15 protein-coding genes are annotated in these 15,464 nt (G+C 40.5%); all 15 read right to left on the bottom strand.

From position 1 onward, the window contains the following. Nucleotide 1: 1 nt before the first annotated feature. The 15 genes from rpiB to CD33_RS08535 all read right to left on the bottom strand — a co-directional run bounded on the left by rpiB (nt 2) and on the right by CD33_RS08535 (nt 15,403). A complete protein-coding gene (rpiB, locus tag CD33_RS08605; protein ID WP_036200101.1) occupies nt 2-439 on the bottom strand; it encodes a ribose 5-phosphate isomerase B in 438 nt (145 codons plus the stop codon). 293 nt (nt 440-732) lie between these two features. Further along, nucleotides 733-2,028 (bottom strand): methyl-accepting chemotaxis protein, encoded by a 1,296-nt coding sequence (locus tag CD33_RS08600; RefSeq protein WP_036200100.1) that lies wholly within the window; start codon nt 2,026-2,028, stop codon nt 733-735. Then, complete coding sequence (locus CD33_RS08595) at nt 2,028-2,477, bottom strand: low molecular weight protein arginine phosphatase (RefSeq protein WP_036200099.1); 450 nt, start codon at nt 2,475-2,477, stop codon at nt 2,028-2,030. The genes CD33_RS08600 and CD33_RS08595 overlap by 1 nt, the downstream gene beginning before the upstream one ends. A 23-nt stretch (nt 2,478-2,500) precedes the next feature. Next, nucleotides 2,501-3,007 (bottom strand): manganese efflux pump MntP, encoded by a 507-nt coding sequence (locus CD33_RS08590; protein WP_036200098.1) that lies wholly within the window; start codon nt 3,005-3,007, stop codon nt 2,501-2,503. 858 nt (nt 3,008-3,865) lie between these two features. Next, nucleotides 3,866-4,900: an L-threonylcarbamoyladenylate synthase gene (locus CD33_RS08585; RefSeq protein WP_036200097.1), complete on the bottom strand. Its 1,035-nt coding sequence runs from the start codon at nt 4,898-4,900 to the stop codon at nt 3,866-3,868. Between the two features lie 96 nt (nt 4,901-4,996). After that, nucleotides 4,997-5,617, bottom strand: coding sequence for a stage II sporulation protein R (locus CD33_RS08580; RefSeq protein WP_036200096.1), 621 nt, complete (start codon nt 5,615-5,617; stop codon nt 4,997-4,999). A gap of 45 nt (nt 5,618-5,662) precedes the next feature. Then, nucleotides 5,663-6,523, bottom strand: a complete 861-nt coding sequence (gene prmC / locus CD33_RS08575; RefSeq protein ID WP_036200095.1) for a peptide chain release factor N(5)-glutamine methyltransferase — start codon at nt 6,521-6,523, stop codon at nt 5,663-5,665. Beyond that, nucleotides 6,513-7,589, bottom strand: a complete 1,077-nt coding sequence (prfA, locus tag CD33_RS08570) for a peptide chain release factor 1 (protein ID WP_036200094.1) — start codon at nt 7,587-7,589, stop codon at nt 6,513-6,515. Before prfA ends, prmC begins: the two co-directional genes overlap by 11 nt. 166 nt (nt 7,590-7,755) lie before the next feature. Beyond that, complete coding sequence (locus CD33_RS08565; protein ID WP_036200093.1) at nt 7,756-8,328, bottom strand: thymidine kinase; 573 nt, start codon at nt 8,326-8,328, stop codon at nt 7,756-7,758. Between the two features lie 437 nt (nt 8,329-8,765). Continuing rightward, nucleotides 8,766-8,966 carry a 50S ribosomal protein L31 gene (gene rpmE, locus CD33_RS08560; RefSeq protein ID WP_036200092.1) on the bottom strand — a complete coding sequence of 67 codons (201 nt, stop codon included), beginning with the start codon at nt 8,964-8,966 and terminating at the stop codon, nt 8,766-8,768. A gap of 195 nt (nt 8,967-9,161) precedes the next feature. Then, a complete protein-coding gene (rho, locus tag CD33_RS08555; RefSeq protein WP_036200091.1) occupies nt 9,162-10,445 on the bottom strand; it encodes a transcription termination factor Rho in 1,284 nt (427 codons plus the stop codon). A gap of 273 nt (nt 10,446-10,718) precedes the next feature. After that, nucleotides 10,719-11,681, bottom strand: a complete 963-nt coding sequence (glpX, locus tag CD33_RS08550) for a class II fructose-bisphosphatase (protein ID WP_036200090.1) — start codon at nt 11,679-11,681, stop codon at nt 10,719-10,721. A gap of 106 nt (nt 11,682-11,787) precedes the next feature. Beyond that, nucleotides 11,788-13,068 carry a UDP-N-acetylglucosamine 1-carboxyvinyltransferase gene (murA, locus tag CD33_RS08545; RefSeq protein ID WP_036200089.1) on the bottom strand — a complete coding sequence of 427 codons (1,281 nt, stop codon included), beginning with the start codon at nt 13,066-13,068 and terminating at the stop codon, nt 11,788-11,790. 430 nt (nt 13,069-13,498) lie between these two features. Continuing rightward, on the bottom strand, nt 13,499-14,149 hold the full coding sequence (gene fsa / locus CD33_RS08540; protein WP_036200160.1) for a fructose-6-phosphate aldolase: 651 nt from the start codon (nt 14,147-14,149) through the stop codon (nt 13,499-13,501). A gap of 399 nt (nt 14,150-14,548) precedes the next feature. Continuing rightward, nucleotides 14,549-15,403 (bottom strand): class II fructose-bisphosphate aldolase, encoded by an 855-nt coding sequence (locus CD33_RS08535; RefSeq protein WP_036200088.1) that lies wholly within the window; start codon nt 15,401-15,403, stop codon nt 14,549-14,551. Between the last annotated feature and the right edge of the window lie 61 nt (nt 15,404-15,464).

Raw genomic sequence — 15,464 nt, 5'->3', positions numbered from 1 at the left:
CTTACCCCTCAAGCTCGGAGATTTTTTCAACACGACGTGTATGGCGGCCACCTTCAAAATCTGTGCCCAACCACGTTTTCACAATTTCACTAGCTAGGCCAGGTCCGATAACGCGTTCACCCATTGCCAAAATATTTGAATCGTTGTGGCAACGAGTTGCTTTTGCGCTGAACACATCATGAACAAGTGCACAACGGATACCTTTTACTTTATTAGCAGCGATGGACATTCCAATGCCCGTTCCGCAAATTAAAATTCCACGATCAAATTCACCACTTGCTACTCCATCCGCTACCGGTTTTGCATAATCAGGATAATCAACTGAATCACCCGACTGCGGACCAAAATCTTGATAGCTCATGTTAAGTTCATCTAATAGTGACATAATTTCTTTTCGTAAGTTATTCCCACCGTGGTCTGAAGAAATTGCAATTTTCACTACGTTCCCTCCTAGCGTGTATTATCATGAACAGTTTACCACTAATTCAAGAAGAATTACATGTATTTTGCAAACTTTCATATAAACTATTACTCAAAATACGAATATTTTTTCGCATCGATTGAATTTCGTTCACATTTAGCCCTAAATTGGCGCATCAACAACCTCTATAATTCGTGTTTTAATTGTGTGTGTGCCAGGCACTCACACAATTCCGGCACAATTCAGAAAACTCTTTATGTACTATTCAATAAAAAAACCCCTCATGCCGTATTGATGACATGAGGGGGGGTTTAGTTGGAGCGGTCGAATTGTTGGATCATCTTATAAAGTTGTTCGGACTGTCGTTTTAAATCTTTCGATAGATTTTCAACTTGTTCAATCGCGTAGGCTTGTTCTTCCGTCGAACCTCGGACTTCCTCTGCCCCGGCTGACGTTTGTTCTGCGATTGCCGCCACTTCCTGGGATTGACGTGCAGTCGTTTCGATGTTGACCATTTGTTTTTCCACCAATTGCGAGATCATCACCACTGCATCGGCCATTTCCCGAACACTTGAAGCCATCCCTTCGACTGTTTCCGTTGTTTGCGAAACCTTCGAAGATTCTTTTACCGCAAAGCTTACTTGTTCATTCATTTGGTTGACGACGACCGCAACATTTTCTTGCATTGTCTGAATTAGACCCGTAATGCCTTGTACTGCCTTCGCACTTTCATCTGCCAAGCTCCGCACTTCTTCCGCAACGACCGCAAAGCCTTTGCCGTGTTCTCCGGCACGGGCTGCTTCAATCGAGGCATTTAGGGCCAACAGGTTCGTTTGGGCGGCAATATCGCCTACCAAGCCAATGATACGTTCAATTTGTTCCGCATTCTTTTCAAGCTGATGTATATTGCCAAGGGCTTTTTCATTGCCTTGTGCAATTTGTTGGATGCTTGATACCAAGCCTTGAATCGAATCCGTTGTTGTTTCTAAGTTCTGTATAATTTCCTTGGAATGGTTTGCCGAATTAAGTGCACGCGTATTTACTTCCGATGCCAATAATCGTACATCCTCAATCGCTTCGGCAGTATCTTGGACAGCAGCGGCCGCACTCTCGGCCCCTTGGGAAATCTGGCCTACTGTCGAGGCAATCCCTTCCGCTTTACGTGATGCAGAGGATGTTTGTTCCGAAAGTTCAATAATGACTTCATTTGTCTTATTAAAATTGCCCTCGATACTTTCCACCATGTGTCGAAGATTTGTGACCATCAACTGGAATGCTTGTGCAACCGAGGCAATTTCATCCTGGGAATATGGCACATTCACATCCTGCCCTATTTTCCCTTCCGCAACCAACTTTGCCGATTTCTCAAGCTGCTGCAACGGTTTTACTAAGATGATGCTGAAGATAGCAGCCAGGATACAGGACCAAGTGATCCCAAAAACATATGTAAGAAGTTCAAAAACTCTTTGATTTTCAATAAATTGAGAGAAAATCAATGGGTGAAGATAGTGTATAAATACAAAACTTGTTGAATACGTTACGAATGCTAAAATCCCTACAAATAAAACTAATTTTTTGCGTAAGCTGAATGTTGTTTTATTGTCCATTATTCGAAGCTACCTCCAGAAATTTTCATCACTAATTCGTCTATTAATCGGTTTAATTCCAGGTAAGTTTGTTTATACGTAGTAAGATCGCCGCCAAACGGATCCGATACATCTTTTGAACTGAAGGGAACTACGTATTCTTTAAGCGTAAAGGTTTTGCCTTGTGTATTGGGGAAAGAGTGCAGGATCATATTTTTGTGGGCCAAGGTCATCGTTAGGATTAAGTCTGCCCATTCAATATCCTCCTGCTTTACTTGGGATGTAATATGATAGTAGGGTATTTGTTCTTGCTCGATTACAGCTTTTGCATTTTCCGAGATTTCCCCTCCCTCCAATGCATAGATTCCCGCTGACTTCACTTGTACCCCATCAAGTTTTTTATTTTGTAATATAGCTTCGGCCATAGGACTTCTACATGTATTGCCAGTACAAATGAAATAAATATTCATGTGGGTCCACTCTCTCTTTTAAATTATTCGATATGATAAATGAATGTATAAACACCGATGATGATCAGCGCCATACCTGCGATCCATTTCAAAGCGTCGCCTTTTATTTTCAAGCGGCTTTTTGCAAGATATAACGAAATGTAAGATAGTGCAAAAGTCCACAAACCTGCACTGAGTATAAATAAATGCTTTTGTAAATTTAGCATACCAAAAGATATGCTTACTGAAAAGGTGTCTAAACTTGCTGTTATTGCTAAAATTGTGATAGGAATCACGATTGTTTGACGATTTCTTGTCGAAAGTATCAATTGCAGCCCGATTGAAAATAGCAAAATACTCGAAACTAAGTTAGACCATTGCAGTAATATATGTACCATCCAACTCCCAACAGTGAATCCTATAATCGGGAAAATCATATGTAGAAGAGCTGTCCACAATGAAAGTAAGAACCGCTGCTTTACATCCGGTAGCAGTAAGTAAAGAGCCACTACATCAAGTGCTACAATAAGCCCCGTAAGTATCTCTTGCAAAAATAGTCCTCTTTCCTTTATAAGTTTTATACTATCCTATGCCTCGTCCCCTTCTAATATCAATGCAATCTTCCATCTTTACTGTGACATCCTTTGCCATCATTCGTCCTAGATTTGTCTTATTAGAGCCGGGTTCGTGACATTTTTGAGATTGATTTCAACTGATTTGTCTTATTAAAGCTGAGTTTGGGACACTTCTACTTTCCTTCTCCTATGTCTTGTCTTATTAGAGTCGGGTTTGGAACACTTCTACCTCCCTTCTCCATGGTTTTGTCTTATTAGAGCCGGGTTTTGGACATTTCAACCTTCCTTCTCCTATGTTTTGTCTTATTAGAGCCGGCTTTGGGACACTTCTCCTTTCCTTCTCCTATGTTTTGTCTTGTTAGAGCTGAGTTCGTGACACTTCTACTTTCCTTCTCCTATTTTATGTCTTATTAGAGCCGGCTTTGGGACATTTCTGCTTTCCTTCTCCTATGTTTTGTCCTATTAGAGCTTGTTTTGCGACACTTCTACCTCCCTTCTCCTATGATTTGTCTTGTTAGAGCTTGTACCAAGACATTTCTGCGCTCCCCCCTCCTGAAATTGTCCTATTAGAACCAAGTTTTTGACAATCCCCGGTGATCAACTCCAACAAATCGTCCAATCATCCCTTTTTGAGTCGGTAAAATTATTTAATAATTACTACAGTGATTTTGCAATGTCTTAGTGTTCATGTAGAGCGTTCACTCAGCACCCCTTCATATATACTCTTCGAAATGAAAAATTCCAGCTTACTAAACAGAAACATAATCATATTATTTACTCCAATATCAAAAGAAAAAGCTCCACCTTCGTCCAAAGACTAGGCAAAGCTTCATGTTATTCGTTATACCACCTGCCGCCCGCGGCTTTTTCCAGGCGATTCATGATGGCTGCTCCAACGCCATCCGTAGAGGTTGCTGTCGCTAATATCATAGTAGCATCTGTTTTATCGCAAGCTCTTAAATCATCGTAGAGTTTTATGCTCATCATTTCTTTATCTCCCTCATCTCCATAAGGGAAGAAATAATCGGCACCTAGATTTTCAAAGGAAATTGGCGCAAGAAGCGCAATCTTCTCTCCCTCATTTTTAAGCTTTGAAATAGCATCCCGTACAACCGCTTGATTGCTGTCGATCAGTTGGACAGGTGCGTTTGGTGCATAATGTGTGTACTTCATACCAGGGGCTTTTGGCGTTGATTCCAATGCTTGTTGCGATTTTGTCGGTTGGATGACTTCCCCGATCACTTCCTCAAGCATTTCTTTTGTGACGCCACCCGGACGCAATATAACTGGCGGGTTTACGGTCACATCAAGCACCGTGGATTCGATGCCGATTCCGGTTGCTCCCCCGTCCAGTATGAGCGGGATTCTTCCAAGCATATCTTCTTCAACATGAACGGCTTTGGTCGGACTCGGCTTGCCGCTTCGGTTTGCACTTGGTGCAGCAACCGGTTTCTTAAGCTTTCTTAATAGTTGCAAAGCGACCGGATGATCGGGCATCCGAATTCCTACCGTTTGAAGGCCAGCTGTAACACTTGGCGCCAGCAATCCTTTTTTCGCTCTCATAATCACGGTCAAAGGGCCCGGCCAGAAGGCATCCATCAGCTTCACCGCATTTTCGGGAATTTCTTCTATATAATTCGCAACTTCTTCGATTGTTCCAATATGTACAATTAATGGGTTATCCGAAGGACGGCCTTTTGCTTCAAAGATCTTTTTTACGCCCCTCTCATTTGTTGCAATTGCCCCAAGCCCATATACGGTTTCGGTCGGGAACGCAACAACTTCCCCATTATTTAACAAATCCACAGCTTGTGTATAACTTTTCTCGCTATTCAAATTATTATCCACAAGCATCCGTTTTGTTTCCATCTTTTTCCCCACCTTTTTAGAATTACTTAGGCGGATTAAGAAGTTTATGTGGATAAACCTGTTGAAGGTGCATAACTTTCTGAATATTGTTGATAACTATGCAAAAAGTTTTTTCACCCATTCCCAAACAATAAATGTCACTTTTGGTTTTTCCTCTTCTTTGTCATCCGCTTTTTTAGCTTCTTCTTCGTCTTTATCCTTATCAGCCGAACGTTCACAAACATTTGCGAAGATACTGCACCACCAGTTATCCCCTCGACCTTCGCCAATCGTAAGGACAAGCGAATTATATTGATATTGTGGATAAAACATATTTGAATCCAGTTTTGGTGGTATTAGGTTTTCCCCAATATTGATTTTCACTTCTTCCTCTGAATAATTTTTTTCTACAAATGCAGCAAGCTGTGCATAAACTTCATCATTCTCGAGGTTTGCTTGTTCATTTTTTTGAATTTGAGTGAAGAATGGTGTCAAGTTTTCCACCATTTCCGTTTTTAATTGTTGATCGGCATCCGTATTACTATTTGCAACAACACGAATCTTCAAACTATCCTCCACCAAAGTGCTTCTAGTTTCAGAGACTTCATGAATCACATTGGGCACCAAAATTATTGAACAGACAATCGCTATGGCAAAAGCAACTAATTTTAATAGACTGATAATTGGCTGAATCTCGTTTTTATTCTCATCTCTTGTAATCTCGTAATCATTTAACATAGTAAAATCCCTCCCTGACATCATAATGGACAGGAAGAGAAGGTTTTATACACCTATTTCACAAAAAACAATACGATTTTTTTGATTAATATCTTTTACGATTTCAATTTTCGCTTGTGGAAAACTAGTTTTAAAGAAATCCGCAACAGCTTCCCCCTGTGTATATCCTATCTCCACAGCGATTAAAGCTCGCTGTTTTACTAGATTGGGCAGTTGCTCTGCAAGTTTCCGATAGAGGATCAACCCATCTTCTTCCGCAAAAAGCGCGGAGTGGGGTTCATGTTCCAAAACCACTTCCGACATATCTTTTGCCTCATCAAATGCAATATAAGGGGGATTCGATAAAATTACATCCCATTTTTCATTTCGAAGTGGTTCGGTTAAATCTCCCAGGCGAAATTCAATATCCGCTTCAAGGTTGCCAGCATTAATTTTTGCCGTTTCAAGAGCTGCCCCCGAAATATCCGTAGCCACAACTTCAGCTGTCGGCCATTCTTTTTTCATTGTAATCGCTATGGCCCCACTACCCGTACCAATATCCGCCAACCTCAACTCCGCCTGATGTCCGAAGAGATTTCTCATTCGCTCCAACGTCCCTAAAATCAACTCTTCTGTTTCCGGACGAGGAATCAAAACAGATTCATCCACTTGAAAAGTTCTGCCGTAAAATTCTTCGGTACCTGTTATATATTGCACAGGTCGACCGGAGGCATGCTCCATGACAGAAGCTTGGAATCTTTCCCACTGTTCATAATTGATTTCGTCGTGCATTCGCATCATTAAACCCGAGTAATTCGTTTGATAGAGATGCTGCATCAGAAGTCTGGCAGCATTTTCGTCACGGCCCTTTTCCACCAAAAAAGAAGAAGCCCAATTCAGGGCCTCAAAGATTGTTTTATGCTTCATCGTTTAAGTGGGCAAGTTTTGATGCTTGCTCTTCCAGCATTAAGGCATCGATAATTTCATCGACTTTGCCTTCCATGATAATATCAAGCTTTTGAAGCGTTAAGCCGATACGGTGGTCCGTGACACGATTTTGTGGATAGTTGTATGTGCGGATACGTTCCGAACGATCTCCTGATCCGATTGCCGATTTACGAGTTGCATCAATTTCTTTTTGCGCTTCTTGCATGTACTTATCTGCAACACGGGCACGCAAGATTTTCATCGCTTTCTCACGGTTTTTAATTTGCGAACGTTCATCCTGCATCGATACAACCACACCTGTTGGTAGATGGGTCATACGAACCGCGGACATTGTTGTATTAACGGATTGCCCACCTGCACCAGACGATGCAAATGTGTCCACTCGAATATCTTTTTCATGAATTTCAACATCTACTTCTTCCACTTCCGGTAGGCACGCTACTGTGGCAGTTGAAGTGTGGATACGGCCTTGCGATTCGGTTGCCGGCACACGTTGCACACGGTGGGCACCATTTTCGTACTTGAACTTTGAATAAGCGCCTTGACCGTTAATCATGAAAATGACTTCTTTGTAGCCGCCCATTGCATTCGGTGTGGCTTCCATAATATCGATTTTCCAGCCTTGCGTTTCGGCATAGCGCGTATACATACGGAACAGGTCTCCGGCAAAAATATTGGCTTCGTCTCCACCTGCAGCTCCACGAATCTCCATAATAACGTTTTTGTCATCGTTCGGATCTTTAGGAATCAAAAGAATTCTTAAACGCTCTTCCAAACCTGGTATGCGGCTGTTTAATTCATTGAATTCTTCTTTTACCATTTCGTGCATTTCCGGATCTTTTTCGTTATCCAGCATTTCTTTTGTTTCTGCGAGCTGTTGTTTTACGTCTTTGTATTCACGGTAGACTTCCACCATCTCTTGAATATCCGATTGCTCTTTTGAATATTCACGAAGTTTTTTACTATCACTAACGATATCTGGATCGCTAAGGAGTTCATTTAATCTTTCATAACGGTCTTCCACCGCCTGTAATCGATCAAACATGGGTTCACCTCTAATTTATTAGTATCAATATTTATAGCATATTCCATTTTTGGTAACATGCAATCTACTTTATATCCTTTAATCTTTTGCCTTTATGGAAGGATGATTTCTCATAAATTATATATGTCAAATGATTAAAAACCAAGTTTTTGCTAGTTGTTGTTCTTTAAATTGGCGGATTTTCATGACATTGGCGGCACACAGGATAATATGTATCATTTCCACCAATTTGAATTTGTTCCCCTGTATAAACAGGCTTCTTGTTTTCATCCACACGTAAATTCATTGTCGCTTTTTTATGGCAGAACCAGCAGATGGTTTTCATTTCTTCAATTTTATCCGCATAAGTCAGCATATATCGGCTGCCTTCAAAGAGTTCATTTTGAAAGTCATTTTTCAGACCAAAGCCCATCACTGGTATGTTTAAATGGTCAACGATTTTGGCTAATTGCAATACATGTTCTTTCGATAAAAATTGCACTTCATCCACCAAAACACAGTAAAGCTTTTGTGGGTAATTTTGTACATATTCGAATAGATCGGTATCATCAAAGACTGGGATTGCCTGGCGCTTAAGTCCGATACGGCTTGATACAAATCCAACTTCATCTCTTGTATCGATGCCTGAAGTGAATATTAATACTGGCTTATCTTGTTCTTCATAGTTATGTGCAACTTTCAGAATTTCAATGGATTTACCGCTGTTCATTGCCCCATGCTTAAAAAATAATTGCGCCATTCCAATTAACCTCTTTCTAAGTTGTTCTCTATATACCTAATATAACCTTTTCACACATGAAAAAGTGCCTTGAGATTGTAGAACTCAAGGCATACTTATTTGAAATATCCTCTATGTACATAGTATATCGCATAATATACGGTTTCTACAATTATTCGTTGAAAGTCTGACAATTTCGTTTTGGTTATTTCGATTGGATACATCTTAAAAAAGAAATTTGATATAGATATACGGCTTACCTCAAGTGTATTGTATAAAGCCTGGTTATAATCGTTTTGTCATTCTAAACTCTCCCTATGAATCGCCCAGCCTACATGATAGATTGTGGTTTGTTGAGAAGGTCATTTTCTGCAAGCTTATCCTAGATTGCACTTACAAAATCTCAATGACACAAAAAATGCCTGCCAGTGCGATACTGGGCAGGCATTTTATAAGTCTTACTTAATTCCGTATTTTTTGTTGAAACGATCCACACGTCCGTCAGCAGAAGCAAACTTCTGGCGACCAGTATAGAATGGGTGACATTCGTTACAGAACTCGACAGTAATTTTTTCTTTTACTGAACCTGTTTCGAATGAGTTACCGCAAGAGCATGTTACTGTTGCAGTTTTGTAATCTGGATGAATTCCTTGTTTCATATTCGTTACTCCTCTCGCCCTGAACCATCTGGAACAGAGTTGTTATTCGAACTGTACCTTACATAACCCGAATATGTCGATTACATATGTACACGTTTCATACTTAAAACATTATAGCAAGAAATAAATTCAAATGCAATAAGAAAGACTAATGGTAAATTTTATTAAAAAACTTCGTGTCCTTATACAATAAAATTAAAGTAACCCTTTGCCTTTTGTTGCCTTTTTCATGTCACTGTTCAGCTTTTCGAAAAATTCCTCGTTGGACTTGGATGTACGCAGTTTTCTTAAGAAACGTTCCGCAAAGTCCGGCGCATCTGAAAACGTTTTACGAATTGCCCATAATTTCTCTAATTGCTCGGAAGGAATCAATAGTTCTTCTTTACGTGTACCCGAGCGGCGAATATCGAGCGCCGGGAAGATACGGCGTTCTGCCAAGTGGCGATCCAAGTGAAGTTCCAAATTCCCTGTTCCTTTGAATTCTTCATAGATAACTTCGTCCATACGTGATCCAGTATCGACTAAAGCTGTTGCTAAAATCGTTAAACTGCCGCCCTCTTCAATGTTACGTGCAGAACCGAAGAAGCGCTTCGGTCTATGGAACGCTGCTGGATCGATACCACCCGATAAAGTTCGTCCACTCGGAGGGATGACCAAGTTATAAGCACGGGCTAAACGCGTGATGGAATCCATCAAAATAATTACATCCCGCTTATGCTCTACTAAACGGCGCGCACGCTCCAAAACAAGTTCCGCTACCTTTACGTGGTTTTCCGGAACTTCATCAAACGTGGAGCTTACCACATCCGCGTTAACAGAACGCTCAATATCGGTTACTTCCTCAGGACGTTCGTCAATTAACAGGACGATCAACTCGGCTTCCGGATAATTCGTTGTAATCGCATTGGCAACTTCTTTTAAAAGTGACGTTTTCCCTGCTTTCGGCGGCGCCACTATCAATCCACGCTGTCCAAATCCAACAGGCGCAACAAGGTCCATGATACGTGTCGACATTTTATTAGGTTCTGTTTCCAATTTTACATGTCGATCAGGATATAATGGTGTCAATGCAGGAAAGTGAACACGTTCTTTTGCCACTTCAGGGTCTTCCCCATTCACCGCATCCACTTGCAGCAATCCAAAATAACGTTCATTTTCTTTTGGAGGACGCACTTTACCAGATACCTTGTCCCCATTACGAAGATCGAAACGGCGAATTTGTGAAGCAGAAATATAGATATCCTCTTTTGAAGGCGAATAGTTGATCGGACGCAAGAACCCAAAGCCTTCTTGGTTCACAATTTCAAGTACACCTTCCATGAAGAAGAAACCTTCCTGCTCGGAACGGGATTTTAGTATTGCAAAGATTAACTCTTTTTTTGTTAATTTACTATAGTAGGAAATCTTGTAATCACGCGCAAGAGAATACAACTCTTTCAACGTCATATTTTCCAATTGCGATATTGTTAAAGCGGACATAGCATATCTCCAGTCTTTTTTAATTTTTCATCTGCTTAAAGAGATGAAAGATAGTTTTTTAAATATTTGCATTGCAAAAAACATCGATTTAGCAAATATTTGCCATCATCGTATTTTTGCTTGTTTTTGAAGTTGTGTGGCTATTGGGTTTAAGTAAGAAAGAATAGTAGGAAGATGCCTGATGTTTAGAAGTGGAGATTAAATGTGGATAGTATGTGGTTATCCATAAGAACATCCGGTTTGTTATCAGGCATCATTTGTTAGAAGTATTATTTATTTTACGTAATCCGGTTTTTTTTCGATATTGTGACGTCCTTCAACAAAGCGGACAGTTCCAGTTTTCGCACGCATCACCAAGGAGTTTGTCAAGCAGTATGCCCCTTTGTATTGAACGCCCTTCATTAGTTCACTGTCTGTAACCGCCGTTGCCGCAAAGATTGCATCGTCACCTTTTACTAAATCATCTAAGTATAGCACTTTGTTTACATTAATCCCCATTTTTTCACAACGTAAAACTTGGTCTTCGTCTTCAGGGATAAGTTTTGCCTGGAAATCTCCGCCTAAGCATTTTAAAGCAACAGCCGAAATAACTCCCTCCGGAGCTCCACCGGTACCAAACATAATATCAATCCCGGTTTCATCAAATGCTGTATTGATGGCTGCACTAACATCACCATCTTGGATGAATTTTATACGTGCACCTGCCGCACGGATTTCTTCAACAATTTGTTGATGTCGTGGGCGGTCCAACAATACTGCCACAACATCCGAGATTTCCTTATTTTTTGCTTTAGCCACTGCATGAAGGTTTTCTGTCACAGAGGCCGTGATATCCACTTTTCCTGCCGCTTCAGGACCAACCGCCAATTTTTCCATGTACATATCTGGAGCATTTAGTAGGTTTCCGCGGTCTGCAATTGCCAGCACCGTCATTGCTCCGTTAGTACCTTTTGCAACGATGTTCGTTCCTTCAAGAGGGTCGACTGCAATGTCAACTTGTGGACCGCCGTTGCGAAGGCCAAGTTCCTCACCGATATAAAGCATTGGTGCCTCATCCATTTCTCCTTCACCAATGACAACGGTACCATGCATTGGAATTGTATCGAATAATGCGCGCATTGCAGTTGTTGCTGCGTCATCCGCTTCCTCTTTTAAACCGCGCCCCATCCATTTTGCAGAAGCGATTGCCGCTGCTTCAGTAACGCGTACAACTTCCATCGTTAAACTACGTTCCATTCTACATTTGCCTCCCGATCTCGGCATTAGTCAAATCTTTGCCGAACTATATGTTCATCTATTGTAACATATTTTGTTAGGTCGTTACGGATGAATTCTGTTTATATTATTTTGCTCTTTCAATTGCACTAATTGTAATGGATTCACGTCGAATATCGGCCCCTATCGCACAAAGTTTTTCTATTAGGGAACTATATCCTCGTTCAATATGATGAATATCCTGGATTTCCGTCTGTCCTTCAGCAATAAGCCCTGCCAGAACAAGAGCGGCACCTGCACGCAAATCTGTGGCTGTCACAGTTGAACCATGAAGTTTTGATGGTCCTTGTATAATTGCAGAATTCCCCTCTACTCTTGCAGTGGCATTCATTCGCCGAAGTTCGTCGATATGCTTAAAGCGGGCTGAATAAATTGTATCGGTAACCTTCGAAGCACCTACTGCCTGTGTCATCAGCACTGAAAGAGGTTGCTGCACATCCGTGGGAAATCCGGGATAGACCAAAGTTTTTACATCCACTGATTGAAGAATATCCGAACGATGAATGTACATGCTTTCTTCGCCTTCTTCTATCTTCACACCCATTTCCCTCAATTTTGCCGTCACTGCTTCAAGATGGAAAGGAATCACATTATCTACTGTCACCCCATCACCAATCGCAGCTGCCATGATCATGAAGGTTGCCGCTTCAATACGGTCTGGAATAATTGTGTGTTTTGTTCCTTGCAATTCGTCGACGCCATCGATACGAATCACACTCGTACCTGCCCCTTTGATGTTGGCGCCCATATTCGTTAACAGAGTCGCAACATCAATGATTTCAGGCTCTTTTGCGGCATTTTCAATAATCGTCCGCCCTTTTGCCCGTACGGCAGCCAGCATGATGTTAATTGTTGCCCCAACACTCGCCACATCCAAATAAATTTTGGCGCCGATTAATTCCTCGGCTCGAAGATAAATGGCACCATGTTCATTTGTTACTTTTGCTCCGAGTGCCTCAAACCCTTTTATATGTTGATCAATCGGGCGCGGACCTAAAAAGCATCCACCAGGCAATCCGATGACCGCTTTTTTGAAACGTCCCAGCATGGCACCCATTAAATAATAGGATGCACGCAGTTTTTTTACATTTCCATTAGGCAGCGGGATTGCCTGCATTTGCGTTGGATCAATGACCATCTGTCCATCATTGAAAGTCACTTCACCACCAAGTTCTTCCAATAATGCTTTTAACGTCCAAGCATCTGAAATTTCGGGTATCCCTCCAATAGTGACTGAAGAATTAGCTAAGATTGATGCAGGGATTAATGCAACCGCGCTATTTTTTGCTCCACTGACCTTTACAGTACCTCTTAGACGATTTCCGCCATTTATTTTATAAACATCCATATCCGTTCTCCCTTATGATTGGAAAGTTTCACTTATGATGATCTAACTCGATTGTTAATTGTTCACTTTCTATCAAATACACCGCAACACTTGCATAACCAAAAAACGCAAGGAATTCATCGTTTAATCAAGATAAATTTGTTGGGCATTGTATTTTCGCCTAGAGACTTTTCTTGCCAACATGGTAGGAAACTCGGGAGGCCTACTCTCCGAACATGTAAACGTATCCCGAGTGTAAAATTTCATGCAGCATTTGCTATAAGCATTCATGCCGCATGAAAAATTTAATTGTATTAATGCTTATTATTTACCATTTTCACAATTTAAAGCTTAAATTTATAAACAATTCAAAATTTTTTCTTATTACTATTGTATTTCATTTTTTCTTTATGTTGAGTTATGAATCTAAAAAATCTGTAGTACCCCAAACTTATTTACTTTTGCGCTTTTCCCAGTCAGCCAAGAACCCTTCAATCCCTTTATCTGTTAGAGGATGGTGGAATAATTGTTTCAGTACTTTAAATGGAGTTGTTGCGATATCAGCTCCAGCCAGAGCTACTTCAGTAATGTGCTGAGGGTGACGGATGGAAGCGGCAATTATTTCGCTTTCAATACCATGGATGGCGAAAAGGTCCGAAATTGTGGCAATTAATTCAACTCCGCTTTGACCGATATCATCAAGACGCCCTACAAATGGTGATACGTATGTAGCACCAGCACGAGCGGCCATCAAAGCTTGGTTCGCACTAAAAATAAGCGTTACATTTGTTTTAATCCCTTTTTCAGAAAAGAATTTACATGCTTTCAAGCCTTCGGGAGTCATTGGAAGTTTAACTGTAATATTTGGGGCAATCGCAGCCAATTCCAAACCTTCTTTAATCATTCCTTCCGCATCCAGTGAAATGACTTCCCCACTTACCGAACCATTTACTAATTCCGAAATTTCACGTAAACGATCATGAAAAGAAACATTCTCCTCTTTTGCTACTAATGAAGGGTTAGTTGTAACACCTGATAAAATCCCCCAAGAATGTGCTTCTTTAATTTCCTCAAAATTGGCTGTATCAATAAAAAATTTCATTGTTTTTTCCTCCAGAGTATTTATTATTTTGTCAATCAAAAAAACGAAGAGAAGGCCGATTGAAAACAATCAAACACTTCTCCTGCAAATCATTAATATATCATTTACGCCCTGGCAAATGGTGTATCTAGTTTAAAGAGCATGAGATGCAGTTTTATGTTGTTGTTACTCTTTATCGCTTTACATCCATGCTCCATTATACTCGCCAAGACTTTATCTTCATGCGGCAGGGGTCTTTTCGTCTTCCCAACTATCGTTCACTGCCATTAACGAAGATAAATCAGAAAAGCAGTTCATTTTATTATTTATAGTAGGTATCATTTTTCTAAACAAAATAAACAATTCTGCTTCCTTATAAATTAATACTTTTGTTGAAAACAAATCGAGTATTGGATTGTTTTATGCTTTTTGCGAGCTACCGAAAACGCGCATTTTACCAATAACCGTTTCTTTAATTGCATCCCGTGCAGGTCCTAAATATTTACGAGGATCGTAAACTTTTGCATCGGAATTCAAAATGTCGCGGATTACTTTTGTTGATGCAATTTGATTTTCAGTATTCACATTAATTTTAGCAGTACCCAAAGAAACAGCACGTTTAATCTGTTCGTCCGGAATACCCGTCCCTCCATGAAGTACAAGAGGCATTCCAGTTTCTTCGCCAATTTGTTTCATTTCATCGAAGCCAAGCTTTGGTTCACCTTTATAAGGGCCATGTACAGAACCTAATGCAGGTGCCAAGCAATCAATATTTGTCGCCTCAACAAGCGCCTTGCACTCGGCTGGATCAGCGTACATAATCCCACCAATCACACCATCTTCTTCCCCACCAACTGTTCCTAATTCCGCTTCGACCGAAACACCTTTGGCATGTGCATATTCAACAACTTCACTTGTAATTTTAATATTTTCTTCAAATGAATGATGAGAAGCATCAATCATAACCGATGTAAACCCTGCATCAACCGCTTCTTTACATTTATCAAAACTTGAACCATGGTCTAAATGAATCGCGACTGGCACTGTAATTTTATAACTTTCCATTAATCCTTTTACCATTTGTACTACAGCAATGAAACCGCCCATATATTTCCCTGCACCTTCAGAAACGCCAAGGATAACCGGAGATTTCTCTTCTTCGGCAGCAAGCAAAATCGCTTGAGTAAATTCAAGGTTATTAATATTGAATTGCCCTACAGCATACCCCTCATTTTTCGCTTTAATTAACATTTCTTTCATCGATACTAATGGCATATTCGAAAATCCCCCTCGGACAGTTAATAAAATTAATAAGATAAATATTCCAGACTAATCA

It is taken from the genome of Ureibacillus sinduriensis BLB-1 = JCM 15800 (genome assembly GCF_000772955.1).
GTDB lineage: Bacteria > Bacillota > Bacilli > Bacillales_A > Planococcaceae > Ureibacillus > Ureibacillus sinduriensis.
This window is presented reverse-complemented; position numbering and strand designations above follow the sequence as displayed.

What these genes read in the sequence shown, in the direction of transcription:
- CD33_RS08600 (WP_036200100.1), bottom strand. Translation starts at nt 2,028, where the DNA reads ATGGACAATAAAACAACATTCAGCTTACGCAAAAAATTAGTTTTATTT.
- CD33_RS08595 (WP_036200099.1), bottom strand. Translation starts at nt 2,477, where the DNA reads ATGAATATTTATTTCATTTGTACTGGCAATACATGTAGAAGTCCTATG.
- CD33_RS08585 (WP_036200097.1), bottom strand. Translation starts at nt 4,900, where the DNA reads ATGGAAACAAAACGGATGCTTGTGGATAATAATTTGAATAGCGAGAAA.
- CD33_RS08580 (WP_036200096.1), bottom strand. Translation starts at nt 5,617, where the DNA reads ATGTTAAATGATTACGAGATTACAAGAGATGAGAATAAAAACGAGATT.
- prmC (WP_036200095.1), bottom strand. Translation starts at nt 6,523, where the DNA reads ATGAAGCATAAAACAATCTTTGAGGCCCTGAATTGGGCTTCTTCTTTT.
- prfA (WP_036200094.1), bottom strand. Translation starts at nt 7,589, where the DNA reads ATGTTTGATCGATTACAGGCGGTGGAAGACCGTTATGAAAGATTAAAT.
- CD33_RS08565 (WP_036200093.1), bottom strand. Translation starts at nt 8,328, where the DNA reads ATGGCGCAATTATTTTTTAAGCATGGGGCAATGAACAGCGGTAAATCC.
- rpmE (WP_036200092.1), bottom strand. Translation starts at nt 8,966, where the DNA reads ATGAAACAAGGAATTCATCCAGATTACAAAACTGCAACAGTAACATGC.
- rho (WP_036200091.1), bottom strand. Translation starts at nt 10,445, where the DNA reads ATGTCCGCTTTAACAATATCGCAATTGGAAAATATGACGTTGAAAGAG.
- glpX (WP_036200090.1), bottom strand. Translation starts at nt 11,681, where the DNA reads ATGGAACGTAGTTTAACGATGGAAGTTGTACGCGTTACTGAAGCAGCG.
- murA (WP_036200089.1), bottom strand. Translation starts at nt 13,068, where the DNA reads ATGGATGTTTATAAAATAAATGGCGGAAATCGTCTAAGAGGTACTGTA.
- fsa (WP_036200160.1), bottom strand. Translation starts at nt 14,149, where the DNA reads ATGAAATTTTTTATTGATACAGCCAATTTTGAGGAAATTAAAGAAGCA.
- CD33_RS08535 (WP_036200088.1), bottom strand. Translation starts at nt 15,403, where the DNA reads ATGCCATTAGTATCGATGAAAGAAATGTTAATTAAAGCGAAAAATGAG.